Raw genomic sequence first — 14448 nt, forward strand, 5'->3', positions numbered from 1 at the left:
AAGCTAGTAGCGCAGCATCTCCGCAACCAAGAAGGACAGCTCCAGAGCCTGCTCGGTGTTCAGACGCGGGTCGCAAGCGGACTCGTAGCGACCTGGCAGATCAACGTCGGTGATGTCCTGCGCGCCACCCAAGCACTCGGTGACGTCTTCGCCAGTGAGCTCGATGTGGATGCCGCCTGGGTGGGTGCCCAGTGCGCGGTGGACCTCGAAGAATCCCTGAACTTCGTCGATAATCTTGTCAAAGTGGCGGGTCTTGTAGCCGTTCGATGCGGTGAATGTGTTGCCGTGCATCGGGTCGGACTGCCAGATCACCTTATGGCCCGAGTCTTCAACAGCCTTGATTACGCCAGGTAGCACCGAGCGCACATTGTCGTGGCCCATGCGAGCGACCATGGTCAAGCGGCCTGGCTCATGATTCGGGTCAAGTTTGTCTGCGTAAGCAACAGCTTCTTCAGGAGTGATCGTCGGGCCGATTTTGATGCCCACCGGGTTCTCGATCAGCGCCGCGAAGTTCACGTGGAAGTCATCCATGCCACGGGTGCGCTCGCCGATCCACAGCTGGTGCGCGGACAAGTCGTACAGCTTGGTTTCGCCGTTCTCGCCCTCGCCGAGGCGGAGCATTGCGCGCTCATAGTCGACCAACAGGGCCTCGTGAGAAGCGAAGATCTCAGAAGTACGCAGGTTGTGGTCATTAACGCCGCAGGCATCCATGAAAGCGAGCGAGCGAGAAATCTCACGGGACAGTGCCTCGTAACGTGCACCTGCTGCGGAGTTTGCCACGAATTCCCGGTTGAGCTCATCCAGGTTGTACAGGTCGGCGGTGCCCGACTGGGTCAGCGCACGCACAAGGTTCATCGCAGCGCCCGAGTTTGCGTAAGCGCGGACCATACGAGCTGGGTCATGCTGACGTGCCTCGGGGGTTGGCTCGACGCCGTTGACGATATCGCCGCGGTAATTAGGCAGGCCATTGGCATCCAAATCGGAAGAGCGTGGCTTTGCATACTGTCCCGCGATACGCGCGAGCTTGACCACCGGTAGCGACGCACCGTAAGTCAAGACAACTGCCATCTGCAGCAGCGTCTTTACATTCGCGCGGATATGTGGCTCTGTGTTGGACTCGAAGGTTTCTGCGCAATCGCCGCCTTGAAGGAGGAACGCCTTGCCGTTGGCCACGTCTGCCAGATGGCTCTTCAGCGCGTGGATTTCAGGCACAACGACTACTGGAGGTACCGATTCAAGGATTTTGCGAACGTTGTCCGCTTTGACTCGGTCCCAGGTAGGCTGCTGTTTTGCGTCGCGTGCGACAACATCTTGGAACTTCTCGTTCAATTCCCCTGGCAGTGGGGGCAGATCCGGAAGAACTGTCTCGGGGATATCAATAGTCCAACTCACCTTATTAGTTGTAGCACGCTAACTTGTAAAAACACACTCAGAGGCGTTTTTCAACACGCCCCCGTTTGTCCAACGGGAGCACGTTTTCGCACACTCTAAACTTTTCAACATTGTGACGCGCATCTACCAATGCGTCATGGTTGCCTTCGGGTGTATCCGGCAGCGTAGGTCTCCCAGCCATGTCCCAATACTGACGAAGTTCCCGAGTGTATCGCGGCAAAGCACGCGGAAGCCCCGTCATATCTCCCCACAGTTGGGCAAGAACCACATGGTCATAGGCCCCTACCCATGCCCACAGTTCCGGCTTGGTCTTTGTCTTGGTAAGAAATTCGTAGACCTCTTGCCTGATTGTGTTCAGCGATTTCCACACTTCCAACTGCGGGTTGGGGAGCTTGTCCAGGACATTGTCCCGAACCCAGGCATTGGCTTTGCTTCCATCGAAGTCAGTAGACACCGCATAGTATTCGCGCCCGTCTTCCGCGACAATTCCGATTGAAACCAAATCAATCGTTCGTCCGTCTTCGATGAATTCCGTGTCGTAAAAGTACCTCACGAAGGGTGACACATCTTTTCTTTACTTAGTCTTTGGGCGGGGAAAGAACATGACCACAGCAATTGCGATCACAATGATCGGGGCGACGGTCTGACGGTGAAAATCCACTGCCGCGGCGGCGATATAAGCCACGATCAGCACAGTGACCAATCCGATGCGGATAGCTATGCTGCGATCCATTTACTTCGGTCCTTCTTTCTGCGCCAGAGCAGGCTTACTTGTCGACGAACCATCTGCCAACTTGTATCCGGCGATTCCTCGTTCAGGCAGCTTCGGTGGGTACAGGCTCCAACGAACGACAGGGATCTTTCCAATCCCCCACATCACAATGGATCCAATAGCAGCCGCTACCAGACTCAACACTATCCAGATGTTGGTGTGCATCCACATTGAGGTCTCATCAATGCCAATTGGAAGCTCGTAAATGGTGCGAGGAAATGCGATCAGCATTGTCAGGCCGATTGGATGGCCAAGGTAAATTGGCAACGTATTGCGACCCAGGAATTGCAGTGGCTGCGAGATAAACGGAATCTTGGAAAGGGCCACCGCAAGCAACACACCGGCTGGAAGCATCAACATGTAGTGCACAAGGTTGATCAGCAGCAGCACTTCGGTGTGGTCAAATGGCTCGAGCACTGGGACAGGGATTGCAACCGTGACTCCGCTATCCAAGTACATATTCCAGCCGACAATCACTGCGACACCAAGCAGGTACCCCGCGAGGGCGAACAGGGTCCTCGTCGGAGTCAGCGCGGTGAGTGCAAAGCGCTTGATCACGTGGCGCAGGTACGCACCCGAGATAAACACTGGCAAGTACATGATTGCCTTAGCGACGATCGGCACGTCATGGTGCAGAGGAATCGCGATGATCGGGCTCAACGCCACCGCGATAACGCCCCACCATGGCATCTTGCGCGTAGCCCACAGTGCAACGTTAAACAGGATCAAGGCGTACAAAAACCACGCCATATTCCGACCGGTGACAATGAGCTCGACGTGATCAGCAATGGTCATCGGCCCCGAGACGCCTGCGAGGATGCGCATCTCGTTTGTCAGCGTGACCTCGATTGGAACCCAGATGAGATACGGGATAAGAAAGAACCACAGTCGTTTGCGGAAGAGTTCGCCGAAGCTAAAGTTGAAAACCTTTGCAGAAAACAGGCCGCTGACCAAGAAAAACAGTGGCATGCGCAGTGGATCAAGCAGGGTGTTCGCCTGAGAGAGAAAGCTTTCGCGGGCGCCTGGAACCAAGAGGGATACGTGCAATACGACGACCCCGATGATCGATAGTCCCTTTGCCACATCCGGCCAAGCAAGACGTTGTGAGGCCATGAGCGCCCCTCCTTCGTTCTCAGCTGACCGTGCTGCCGATAAGTAGCCAGTTATGTCACGGTTTTTTAATCGGCTTCATTCTAGCTGCAACGACACCAACCAATCAAGCTCGTCGAAAGCGATTAGTCCCGCTTTGGTTGCGCCTCTGGCGGGTAACCGTGGCCAGCTTCCAGTGACTTCTTCACGTCGGAGGCGTACATATCGACATATTCATTGCCGGAAATCTCGGCCAATTTCTTTACGACAAAGTCTGTAAACGGGCGGATTACCTCGCGCGACTCTGGGTCGAAGCCATTCTCCTCAGCCCACTTGTGAGGATTGATCGGCTCACCGATTTTCACACCGACACGGACAGGACGGATCAGCCAGCTTCCAATCGGGTTCGCTTTGCCTAAGTTCTCCATGACGACAGGTACAACGTCTACGCCTGTTGCCATAGCGATTCGCGCCATTCCGGTGCGCCCCTTGTAGATTCGTCCATCCGGAGAACGCGTTCCTTCAGGGTAAATGCCGAAAAGGTCTCCGCGATCCAGCACCTTCTTCGCCGCCGTAATCATGGCGTCACCTGCATCGGCTGCGGTGCGATCAACAGGAACTTGGCCCAATGTGGTGAAAAACCACTTCTGAATGCCGCCAATCAGGCCTGGAGTGGTGAAGTACTCGCTCTTGGCAGGGAAAGTCAGCTGACGCGGGCAGACCAGCGGGAAAATGAACGAGTCGTACACGGCCTGGTGGTTCGACGCCATAATCGCCGGTCCCTCGGCAGGAATATTTTCCTTACCCTCCAGGTAAGGGCGGTTCCACACACGGATTAGTGGCCCCAACAGAATGTGCTTGAATACCCAGTACCATTTGTTCTGCACGTCGTCACTCCTCAATCCTTTGGCGCGCCAAATCAGCCACACCGATCATACCTGCCTGTGCCCCGAGCTCTGCCCGAATCACTCGTGGCAGTGGACGAAATCCCGCACCTACAATACTTGATGACATGTGCTCGCGGGCATCTTCCAAAAACAGATCCGCATCGCGGCTTACTCCCCCGCCAATCACGATCAACTCAGGGTCCAAAATATCTGCAACAACAGATAGCCCTTGCCCCAACCACTGGGAGAATGAAGCTAAGGCTGCAAGGGCCAAGCGGTCCCCATTTCTCGCAGCGGTCATGATGTCGTCGCCGGTTACTCGCTTTTCGACGACACGACGGTACAACCTAGTATCTTCGAAGCTCCTTTGATGCGCGAGCTCCTGCGCGGTATCGACCAAGGCGGTGCCCGAAGCGTAGCGCTCGAGGCAGCCTCGCTTTCCACACGAGCACGGCCGCCCCGATGGAACAACTGTAATATGGCCGAATTCTGGCGCGGTGCCGAATGCCCCGCGAAAGATTTCACCGCGGTGCATCAATGTTGCTCCGATGCCAGTTCCAAGTGCGAAAAACACCCAGGTATCTGTGTCTTGTGCTACCCCAAAGCGGTACTCACCCCACGCCGCAGCGTTCGCGTCGTGTTCCAGGCGGACAGGAAGACCAAGTGCATCGTGAAGAATCTTTCGCACTGGAGCGTTACCGCGCCAAGGCAGGTGCGGAGCAAAACGAACGATTTCGCACTCTGGGTCTAAGAAGCCCGCGATAGCCACCCCAACTGCCTTGATGTCGTGGTCGGCCTTGAGCTCGTCGACAAGCGAAACAATGGCCCCCACCATGTCGTCTGCGGATTCAGGGCTGCGAACCGACGCCGAAGCGATTATCTCCCCTGCCGCGGTGACGACACCAGCGCGGGTATTGGTTCCGCCGATGTCGAAGCCGACGGTGAGCCCTTCGTCAGCCGAGATAGAGATAGCCATAGGTATTAAGAATAGACCTCTCGGAGGTGCCGATGCTTATCACGCTTGATTAAGCAGTTGGGCAAGGCGTTGTGCCATGATCGGCCATGTCCAGTTGTGTAAGACATGTGCTCGGCCTGCCCGCCCCATTGAGCGTCGTAGCGAGGGGTCCTCGAGAAGTGTCAACAGTGCGTTCTCAAGTGCAGGAAGATCAGTGCCATCGACCACCAGCCCGGTCTCCTGCGTGACGGTCTCCGGCGCCCCGCCTGATGCTCCAGCGATGACCGGCACACCACAGGATTGGGCCTCTAAGTAGACGATGCCCAACCCCTCGACGTCGAGACCCCCGCCCCGCGTGCGCGCTGGCATGGCGACGACATCAGCGGCTGCGACCAAATCACGCATCTCGTCACGTGGCAAGGCCCCAGTAAACACCACGTGCTCGCCTAGGTCCTTGGCAAGTGTTTCTAAAACGGATCGGTAGCGACCCTGCCCGATGATCACGAGCCGTGCATCGCTGTGCTTATCGACGACACCTTTGAAGGCGCGGATCAATTGATCTTGCCCTTTGCGGGGCACCAAGCGAGAGGCGCATACGACAATCGGGCCATTAGCAAACCCGAACTTTTCCCTGGTGGCTAGGCGTCGGTTTGCACTGGCTGGGGTGAAATACTCGGTATCAACCCCCGACGGCAAGTGCACGAATTCCGGCTGGTCTCCGAATGCGCGACGGAATCGTCGCAAAGTGTACGCCGATATATAGGTGACTACATCGGCACTGTCGCCGATGATGCCCAATACTTGGCGGGCGCCCGGCAGCATCGACCAACCAACCTCATGGCCATGCGTGGTCGCGATTACCCGGCTGGCACCGGCAGACTTCGCGGCATGGCCCATGACTGCGAGTGGGGCGGCTGCTCCAAACCACACCGTGTCGATATTGAACTCACGAATGATGCGCTGCATTTCTCGTACAGTGGCGGGAGTCGGAAGCATCACGGACCGCCGCCACCGAATCACCCGGTATTTAGCAACGCTGTCCCACGCCTGAGCGGCCTGTGCGTCTTGGGTCGAGGCGAAAACAATGATGCCCTCAGGATCAAGGGTGTCAACAAAATCCCGCAAATACGACTGAATCCCGCCGACAGTGGGCGGGAAATCATTCGTGACCAAAAGGGTCGTCATCTAGTAACGGGATGCGCCCGAGATCGGCATGGAGTCGTACGGAACCACCTGGACTGGAATGCCGTAATCCGAAGCGTGGACCACCTGGCCATTACCGATGTACATACCCACGTGGGTCACACCCGGGTAGTAGCCGATGATGTCGCCCGGCTGCAGGTCTGACAGGGAGACGGACTGACCGCCGGAGATCTGTGCTTGGGAAGTGCGAGGAATCGACTTGCCCTGCTGTGCATACGACCAGTACATCAGGCCAGAGCAGTCAAACTGATTCGGGCCTGCTGCTCCCCAGCCGTACGGCGAGCCAAGTTTGCTCATCGCTGCCCCGACAACGCCTGCGGTGCCTGCGGGGGCAGTGTCGGCCTCGGAAAGATCCGGCTCTTCGACAGGGTTATTCTTGTTCTCCCAAGCCTCACGGTCCGCCTCTGACAGAGCATCGACCTGAGCCTCAATGTCTGCGATCTGATCCTCTAGATCGTCTCGCTCTTCTTCCAACGTTTTGAGCTTCGAGTCAAGCTGGTTGCGCAAGAACTCGGCCTCAGCCACTGCAATGTTCGCTGCATTCGCCTTTGATGCCGCGGTTTCACTCGCAGTCTGAAGATCGCCCAAAGTACGTTCGGTGTTGCGGGAAATGATCCCTAGGTAGCTCGCACGATCAATGACCGTCTGCGGATCTCCAGATTCGAGGGTCGTGACAAAGGAGTCGTTTTGAACATTGCGATATTTCGTCATCGCGATACCGTTTACTTCGGTTTGAAATCCATCCTTTGACGATGTTGCTGTGCCAGCAGCATCGTTGGCATCATTAGCCGCCTCGGTGAGCGCATTCAAGCTCTCCTGGGCACTAGCAACCTCGTCTTCGAGCTCCTTGACGTCCTCATTTTTCGCGGTTGCCTCATGCGAGACACTTTCGATCTGCTCGATAAGGTCATCAATCTCTTGTGCACTTACTGGTGCTGCCATAGAGCCTGCAGAGACCGCTGTAATCACCGATGCAGCGACTACCGCTGATCGACGGTGTGATGGTGCGCTGTGCTTACCCACAGTTTCCTTCCTCACAAAACTTAAGCCTTCAGATGAGACCGACTCACCCTGAAGTCCACATAAGTAATGAACCTAACAACTATCCATACTATAGCGATTTATTGCCGAAGCGCAAAGGGATACAACGAAGAATTTGCAAAGAGCCACAGATCCCTTTATGCACGTCAACCAATACTTCTATAGAAAACTCGAAATCTCCCTTGTGGCGCCCTTCTCGGGCTCGCACGCAAGGGAGATCAGGAGTCACTCCAGCCACAAATCCTGAGAGATCGTTAAGGCGGAGAGTCGGTCAATGACCTAGAAGCGAACAGCCGAGTGAATCGGCATGTAGTGCAGAGGACGTTCTGCCACTGGGGAACCGGAGTTCAGTGCGTCAATCATGGTGCCGTTACCGGTGTAGATACCAACGTGGGATGCGCCAGAGTAGTAGACGATGATGTCGCCGGGCTGAAGCTGATCAAGAGACACGCGCTGACCCTGCGCTGCCTGTGCGCCAGAAGTGCGTGGGATGGTCTTGCCTGCCTGAGCGTAAACCCAAGAGGTGAAGCCGGAGCAGTCAAACGCGTTAGGACCAGCCGCGCCATAAACGTATGGTGCACCCATCTTGGAGCGGGCAATGTTCACGATCTGCTGACCGGTAGAGGATGGAGCAGGAGCTGCCGCTGGAGCAGGAGCTGCGGCAACAGGTGCTGGCGCTGCAGCTGGAGCAGGTGCAGGAGCCTCAACTTGTGCATCGTAAGTTGCTGGCGCTACCTGCGCCTCGACGGTGTTTAGCCACTGGTTGAAACCAGGGATAGCAGTAACGCCAGGAATCTGACGAACCTGAGCGATGGCCGCTGCAGCGTTGCCCTGCTGCGCCTGGCCAGCGAGCGATGGGACCCACTGTTCAATTCCTGGGATGTTTGCAACGCCAGGGATGTTCTCGATTCCAGGAACCTCGGAGCTCATGCCGGTTCCCGGGATGGTGACCTCCGCCGCGGTTGCGGTGGTAGGTACGAGCAAAGTTGCGCCGACTGCAGCTACAGATACAGCTGCGACCTTGCCGGCAATGTTCAAGTTCTGGCGACGGTGGTTAGCCACGAAAGTTCTCCATATCTTCCTATAACGCCTACCGAGTTAGCTGACGGGTTAGGTTTCGGAATGCACCCTCCCCCGCTCCATGGACAGTCACTCTCGTGTCCGTCCACCCTTGCGAGGAATTCACCCCAGGGAAACACTTTTGGTTCCCCGGCTCTTCGCCCCGTGGTCGTTCGCTGACCACCAAGTAAAGATTCGGCTTTATATGTTTATTCGATCGTTGCGTACCGGTTGGCCGCAATGTCTCGAACAGGTTACGAAATTGCAACGAACTTTGTCCAATGGCACGCCCGTTATCATCCCGTTATTTTTGACCTTGCACCAAATGAACACCATTTCCAAGACGGTAATGTAATTGAACCCTAAGAGTATAGAAGAAATCCACCCTGCCTGAACAGCAGGTTAAGCGCACATTAAGGTAAATTTCCGACACTTCAAAGTTGAGCGTTCGCCCCAAATACGTTCATTTAAAACGATTGTGACCTTCACCACATACTAGCCGCAAGAGACCCGTTTGTATCTTTATCAACAAGATTGAACTCGCACTACGGGGCATACTTTTGATCATTTCGTTATCAACCTTGGCTAGTCCCGTGAAGCTGTTTTTCACCGATCTTGCCCGCTGAATGATGCACCAATAGAAGAAGCCCCCTCCCCCGCCTCTCGGGCGGAAAAAGGGGGACTTCTAGTGAGCGCTATCTCTAAGACGAGGGGCCTATTCCAGACCCTTTTGTTCGTCTTCCTTGCGGTTCGCATCCGTGATGGCCTGCAACGCTGCGGCCTCCTCAAGATGGTTCTCGTGGCGGATCTTAGCGCGACGTGCCATGATCTCTGGATCGTCGGCCTTGAAGGTGCCAGAAGTGTCAGAGTCAGCGTAACCAAGCTGGTTCATCTGCTTCGGAACGCGACCACCGGTGTACTCCAGTGGGATTGCATGACCGTGCTCGTCCACAGGACCAAGCGGCTGGTGAATCTCAACGAATGCACCGTTAGGCAGCTTCTTGATGATGCCGGTCTCAATACCGTGTTCCAGTACCTCACGGTCAGAACGCTGGAGTCCAACGCACAGACGGTAGGTGATGAAGTATGCGATCGGAGGCAGAATGATCAGACCGATACGGCCTACCCAAGTCATCGCGTTAAGCGAGATCTGGAAGTGGTAAGCGAACAAGTCGTTACCGCCGGACAGGGTCAGCAACAGGAAGAAGACAATGCCCATGACGCCGAGTCCGGTACGTACTGGGACGTCGCGTGGACGCTGCAACAGGTTGTGGTGTGCATCGTCACCGGTGATGCGCTTCTCAATCCAAGGGTATGCGAACAGCAACACAACCATGATTCCAGCCATCAAGGCTACCCAGAACGCACCGGGGATGGTGTAGTTGCCCAAGTAAAGCTCCCATGCCGGCATGACACGAGCAGCACCGTCAGTCCACAGCATGTAGATATCCGGCTGGGATCCAGCGGAGACCTGCGAAGGGTTGTACGGACCGATGTTCCAAATACCGTTAATAGTGGTCAGGCCAGCCATCAGCGCGAGAACGCCGAAGACCAGCGCGCCCATGCCGATTGCCTTGGTTGCGAAGACCGGCATAATGCGGACGCCGACAACATTGTTCTCAGCGCGACCCGGCCCTGGGAACTGGGTGTGCTTCTGGTACCAGACCAACAGCAGGTGAGCTGCGATCAGCGCCAGGATCAAGCCTGGGAGTACCAAGACGTGGAGAATGTAGAAGCGGTCGAGCATGAGATCGGATGGGAAGTCGCCGCCGAAGATCGCCCAGTGCATCCAGGTACCCAGGATTGGGATGGTCAGGATAATCGCGGACATAATGCGCAGACCCACACCGGAGAGCAGGTCATCCGGAAGGGAGTAACCCATGAAGCCCTCGACCATGCCCAGCATGAGCAGTGTGGAGCCGATGATCCAGTTCGCTTCACGTGGGCGACGGAACGCACCGGTGAAGAAGATACGCATCATGTGCGCGAACATGGACATCATGAACATCAGCGCAGCCCAGTGGTGCATCTGACGTACAAACAGACCACCACGAACCTCGAAGGAGATATCGAGCGCGGTTGCATAGGCGCGAGACATCTCAACGCCGTTCAGTGGCAAGTACGCACCGTCGTAAATGACCTTCGTAATCGAAGGGTCGAAAAACAGTGCCAGGTAGATACCGGTCAGAAGCAGGATGATGAAGCTGTAGAGAGCTACCTCACCGAGCATGAAGGACCAGTGGGTTGGGAAGACCTTGTTTAGCTGTGGTCGCAGGAATCCCGCAATTGTGTAGCGCGAATCGACCTGTTTCGCGGCGTTTTCTAGTTTGGTGCTCATTTAAGACTTACGCTCCCAGAATGCAGGGCCAACAGGCTCAATGAAGTTGCTCTTGGCGATGAGGTAACCTTCTTCGTCCACTGCAAGTGGCAGCTGAGGAAGAGCACGGGCAGCCGGACCGAAGACTGGCTTGCCGTACTGCAGCGCATCGAACTGCGACTGGTGGCATGGGCAAAGAATGCGGTTAGTTTGTGCTTCGTACAGCGAGGTTGGGCAACCAATGTGGGTACAAATCTTGGAGTACGCGTAGTAGTCGCCGTAGTGGAAGTCTTCCTGGCCGTCACGCTCGACAACCTTCGCAGCATCCTGCGAGCGAAGACGGATCAGCATGACCGAGTTACGAGGACCGTGGATCGAGTGCATGTGGTTCTCGTACACGTCGCGCTCGGCGTCGTAATTCGCGCCGTCGTTAACGTCCTCTTCAGCCAGTGGGTAGACAGTTTCCATACCGCCAGCCGCGATGTCTTCTGGACGAACGCGAACTAGACGGGAAACGCCTTCGGTGGTGAAGTGAGTGCCGGTCGCAGTCTCGTGCTTTTCAGCGATCGCGCCTGTATCACGTGCGAGGTAAAGCTTTACACCCTTGTCGTGCAGTGTCCAACCGGAGGTCCACAGGGTGCCGTCGCCGTTGTAGTTCATCTCGTATGCGCGCCATGGGTTCTTGATCATGCCACCCATAGGGGCGATAATCGCCAGACCCGCGAGAAGACCCGCACCGCCAAGCAGACCCTTGGTTACTTTACGACGACCAAGTGTCGAGGTCTCCCAAGCGTCGTTAAGCAGAGCGGTAGTGGTGCGGCGATCCAGCTCGCTGGAAGGACCGTCGTGGCGGCGCTGAACAGCGACCTCTTCTGGGATGAACTTCTTTACGTACTGAACGATTGCGACGCCCAGTGCAACAAGTGCCAGACCAGAGGTGAGACCAAGGAGTGGGGTGTACATGGAGAAGATGCCTAGGCCCTCGTCTCCGTGGAACTTTGGCTCCCATGGCCAGAACAGGTAAACCGCGAGGAAAGCAATTCCGGATAGAACCGAGACTGCTAGCCAGATGTTGACGTTGTTCTCAGCACGCTTTTCGGCTGGATCATTGGCAATTGGAAAGCGTTCCTTGCGGTACGCGATCGTAACGTCGTCAAGCTCGGTGCCCAGAGCGGCGAGTTCGCCGTTGCTCATAGCCTCAAGCTCGGCCTTGGTGTAATCCTTCTTCACTTCATTGCTCATGAGCGCGATCCAATCCACATAGCAGCAGCACCGATCAGCGTGATGCCGATCATCCACATTGCGAGACCTTCAGAAACTGGGCCAAGTCCGCCGAGAGCGTAGCCGGAAGGGCTCGGGGTCTCCTTGGAGGACTTAATAAACGCGATGATGTCCTTCTTCTCATCAGCGGTGAGCTGACGATCGGAGAACTTCGGCATATTCTGAGGGCCGGTCAGCATTGCCTGGTAAATCTCCTGCTCGTTTGCAGGGTCAAGGACAGGCGCGTACTTACCGGAAGACAAAGCTCCACCGCGGCCGGTGAAGTTGTGGCAGGACGCACAGTTGGTGCGGAAGAGCTCGCCACCCCGGGCGACGTCTTCCTTCTGGATCTGTCCGTTGTAGTTCTTGCCACGAAGTTCGTCCATCGCCAGAGTGCCGTCTTCGTTGTAGACGAGCTCTGGGCCGCCGCCGTTAGCTGCAACGTAGGCAGCCAGAGCGAGCGACTGGGACTCGGTGTAGCGAGGCTGCTTACGCTCAGCCTGTGCGTCGTTAGACATCATTGGCATACGGCCAGAGTGCACCTGGAAGTACACCGCGCCTTCGCCGGTGCCGATCAGAGACGGTCCACGGCCTTCGACGCCTTGCAGGTTGGCGCCGTGGCAAGTAATACAAGCGACATCGTAGATGTCCTTGCCTTCCTGAATCATTGCCTGCTCATCACGCTGAGCGGTGGCGACCTGAGCATCTGGGGTGAGAGCCGTTGCCAGGATGCCTGCGCCAGTCAGACCCACGGTCAGGGCTGCCGCGCCGGCAACTGTGCGGCGCACCTTGCGGCGGCTACGCACGTTCTTAGGGTTCTTATCCATCATTTTCCCTTTTGCGACTATGTGTTGAAGTGAAAAGACCAAAGGTCATTACTGGACGATGTACAAGGTGATGAAGACGCCGACCCAAATAATGTCGACGAAGTGCCAGTAGTAGGACACCACCATTGCGGCGGTTGCCTGCGCGGGCGTGAACTTCGACTTAGCTACACGCGCAAGAATCACAAGGAATGCGATGATACCTGCGGTTACGTGAGCCATGTGGAAGCCGGTAATGATGTAGAACACCGAACCGTAAACGCTCGACTGAACAGTTACGCCAGCGTGGATCATTTCGTACCACTCGAAAGCGACCATGCCCAGGAACACAACACCCAGGAGGACAGTGATGGTGAACCACTTCCTCAGTCCGTAAACGTCACCCCTCTCTGCAGCGAAGACACCGAACTGTGAAGTTACAGAGGAGGAAATCAGGATGATCGTAATGATCGTGCCGTACAGCACGTTGAGGTGTGCTGTCTGGGTATCCCAGTCTCCTGCCGCCATACCGTTCGCACGCGAAGTGAAGTACATCGCGAACAGTCCAGCAAAGAACATCAACTCCTGCGCCAGGAACACGATTGTGCCCACGCTGACCATGTTTGGTCGGTTCAGCACGGGTACACGCGGTTGCTGCGCAGCTGGATTTTGGTTAGAAATTGCGCTCGTCACGCATAACAGTATGACTGTTCAATGGCTGAAAGTCACCTCGTATACCCCCGAGAACTTTCTCCCAACTACTCCCCCACCTGCACTTTTACCCCCTACAAAAGTTGCAGCGAAAAATCTCGACTTTGGCGGGAACTTTATTCCTCCGGAATCCGACTAGGCATCAATGCTGGTCAACCCATTCCCTTCGAACCTGGACGGCCATAATCCAACCCCACCACAGGTGCCCCCGCGGTCAATTTCACCGACGACAAACCCAAGAAAGTTCCGCAATGAGAGCGACATCACATTTGGATCGACCCTAAACCTGCAGGACACATACTTTCGGTTGACCCCTTCGTTTCGAGCTTCTGCACCGTTGTCAATGCTGACCGGCCTGTCGCCACACCCCAGCGCCTTTGCCTACCCCCGCGAGCTGGTAGAAAGCCACATTCGGGGCCCCTTTTGCCAGAAGTCGAACAAACAAATCAGCCCGGCCCCGTGGTAAACGGGGCCGGGCTGTGGGGAGTCTATGAAGGCTTAGACTCTGATTCCTATTAGTGCTTTTCCTTCGGAATGCCGTACTGGAGGTTTAGCATCGCGGTGGTGCCGATCAGCGCCAAAGCGCCGAACGCTACGAGCCACAGCTGCCAGAACGCAATTCCCAGGCCTAGGAACATAACGGAGCCGGCCATAGCGAATGGCCAAATGGAGTTAGGTGCGAAGAAGCCCAGGACACCTGCGCCATCTTCGATTTCTGCCTCTTCCCAGTCCTCTGGGACAACGTCCATGCGACGCTCGGTGAAGTGCAGGTAGCCGCCAAGCATGAAGGACATCGCGGTAGCCAGGATGATGGCCACACCGCCCGCCCATTCGTAGCCGAAGATCCAAGCGTCATCGGCAATCCAGTTGGTTGCCAATGCGTAGAGAACCGCCATCACGCCCAAGAATGCACCCAGGCCGTAAAATAGTTTTGCTGTAGGTCCCATTTTAAGTACCGA

14 protein-coding genes and 1 riboswitch are annotated in these 14448 nt (G+C 56.1%); all 14 genes read right to left on the reverse strand.

The genetic code is table 11. The features are described 5' to 3' along the window. Positions 1-3 precede the first annotated feature (3 nt). The 14 genes from QP027_RS07570 to ctaF all read right to left on the reverse strand — a co-directional run bounded on the left by QP027_RS07570 (position 4) and on the right by ctaF (position 14436). Positions 4-1392, reverse strand: coding sequence for a class II 3-deoxy-7-phosphoheptulonate synthase (locus tag QP027_RS07570; protein ID WP_284823760.1), 1389 nt, complete (start codon positions 1390-1392; stop codon positions 4-6). A 37-nt stretch (positions 1393-1429) separates the two neighbouring features. Further along, positions 1430-1945: a polyadenylate-specific 3'-exoribonuclease AS gene (locus QP027_RS07575; protein ID WP_284823761.1), complete on the reverse strand. Its 516-nt coding sequence runs from the start codon at positions 1943-1945 to the stop codon at positions 1430-1432. Positions 1946-1966: 21 nt separating this feature from the next. Continuing rightward, the gene (locus tag QP027_RS07580; protein ID WP_284823763.1) at positions 1967-2125 is read right to left on the reverse strand and encodes a hypothetical protein; all 159 of its coding nucleotides are present in this window, start codon (positions 2123-2125) and stop codon (positions 1967-1969) included. After that, positions 2126-3277 carry an acyltransferase family protein gene (locus tag QP027_RS07585; RefSeq protein WP_284823765.1) on the reverse strand — a complete coding sequence of 384 codons (1152 nt, stop codon included), beginning with the start codon at positions 3275-3277 and terminating at the stop codon, positions 2126-2128. A 122-nt stretch (positions 3278-3399) separates the two neighbouring features. Further along, the gene (locus tag QP027_RS07590) at positions 3400-4140 is read right to left on the reverse strand and encodes a lysophospholipid acyltransferase family protein (RefSeq protein WP_284823767.1); all 741 of its coding nucleotides are present in this window, start codon (positions 4138-4140) and stop codon (positions 3400-3402) included. Positions 4141-4144: 4 nt separating this feature from the next. Then, positions 4145-5116, reverse strand: coding sequence for an ROK family protein (locus tag QP027_RS07595; RefSeq protein ID WP_284823769.1), 972 nt, complete (start codon positions 5114-5116; stop codon positions 4145-4147). Between the two features lie 39 nt (positions 5117-5155). Next, the gene (locus QP027_RS07600) at positions 5156-6280 is read right to left on the reverse strand and encodes a glycosyltransferase family 4 protein (protein WP_284823771.1); all 1125 of its coding nucleotides are present in this window, start codon (positions 6278-6280) and stop codon (positions 5156-5158) included. Beyond that, positions 6281-7321 carry a C40 family peptidase gene (locus QP027_RS07605; protein WP_284823773.1) on the reverse strand — a complete coding sequence of 347 codons (1041 nt, stop codon included), beginning with the start codon at positions 7319-7321 and terminating at the stop codon, positions 6281-6283. A gap of 297 nt (positions 7322-7618) precedes the next feature. Next, positions 7619-8401, reverse strand: a complete 783-nt coding sequence (locus tag QP027_RS07610; RefSeq protein WP_284823774.1) for a C40 family peptidase — start codon at positions 8399-8401, stop codon at positions 7619-7621. A gap of 10 nt (positions 8402-8411) precedes the next feature. Beyond that, positions 8412-8609, reverse strand: a riboswitch (cyclic di-AMP (ydaO/yuaA leader). A gap of 504 nt (positions 8610-9113) precedes the next feature. After that, positions 9114-10736: a cytochrome bc1 complex cytochrome b subunit gene (gene qcrB / locus QP027_RS07615; protein WP_284823776.1), complete on the reverse strand. Its 1623-nt coding sequence runs from the start codon at positions 10734-10736 to the stop codon at positions 9114-9116. After that, the gene (qcrA, locus tag QP027_RS07620; RefSeq protein ID WP_284823778.1) at positions 10737-11957 is read right to left on the reverse strand and encodes a cytochrome bc1 complex Rieske iron-sulfur subunit; all 1221 of its coding nucleotides are present in this window, start codon (positions 11955-11957) and stop codon (positions 10737-10739) included. After that, positions 11954-12802, reverse strand: a complete 849-nt coding sequence (qcrC, locus tag QP027_RS07625; RefSeq protein ID WP_284826984.1) for a cytochrome bc1 complex diheme cytochrome c subunit — start codon at positions 12800-12802, stop codon at positions 11954-11956. Before qcrC ends, qcrA begins: the two co-directional genes overlap by 4 nt. A 48-nt stretch (positions 12803-12850) precedes the next feature. Then, the gene (ctaE, locus tag QP027_RS07630) at positions 12851-13471 is read right to left on the reverse strand and encodes an aa3-type cytochrome oxidase subunit III (RefSeq protein ID WP_284823780.1); all 621 of its coding nucleotides are present in this window, start codon (positions 13469-13471) and stop codon (positions 12851-12853) included. Positions 13472-14004: 533 nt separating this feature from the next. Then, positions 14005-14436 (reverse strand): aa3-type cytochrome oxidase subunit IV, encoded by a 432-nt coding sequence (gene ctaF, locus QP027_RS07635; protein WP_284823781.1) that lies wholly within the window; start codon positions 14434-14436, stop codon positions 14005-14007. Positions 14437-14448 lie beyond the last annotated feature (12 nt).

The organism is Corynebacterium breve (assembly GCF_030252165.1).
GTDB lineage: Bacteria > Actinomycetota > Actinomycetes > Mycobacteriales > Mycobacteriaceae > Corynebacterium > Corynebacterium breve.

Coding starts and splice junctions, on each gene's coding strand:
- QP027_RS07580 (WP_284823763.1), bottom strand. CDS start 2,125: ATGGATCGCAGCATAGCTATCCGCATCGGATTGGTCACTGTGCTGATC.
- QP027_RS07585 (WP_284823765.1), bottom strand. CDS start 3,277: ATGGCCTCACAACGTCTTGCTTGGCCGGATGTGGCAAAGGGACTATCG.
- QP027_RS07595 (WP_284823769.1), bottom strand. CDS start 5,116: ATGGCTATCTCTATCTCGGCTGACGAAGGGCTCACCGTCGGCTTCGAC.
- QP027_RS07600 (WP_284823771.1), bottom strand. CDS start 6,280: ATGACGACCCTTTTGGTCACGAATGATTTCCCGCCCACTGTCGGCGGG.
- qcrB (WP_284823776.1), bottom strand. CDS start 10,736: ATGAGCACCAAACTAGAAAACGCCGCGAAACAGGTCGATTCGCGCTAC.
- qcrA (WP_284823778.1), bottom strand. CDS start 11,957: ATGAGCAATGAAGTGAAGAAGGATTACACCAAGGCCGAGCTTGAGGCT.
- qcrC (WP_284826984.1), bottom strand. CDS start 12,802: ATGGATAAGAACCCTAAGAACGTGCGTAGCCGCCGCAAGGTGCGCCGC.
- ctaF (WP_284823781.1), bottom strand. CDS start 14,436: ATGGGACCTACAGCAAAACTATTTTACGGCCTGGGTGCATTCTTGGGC.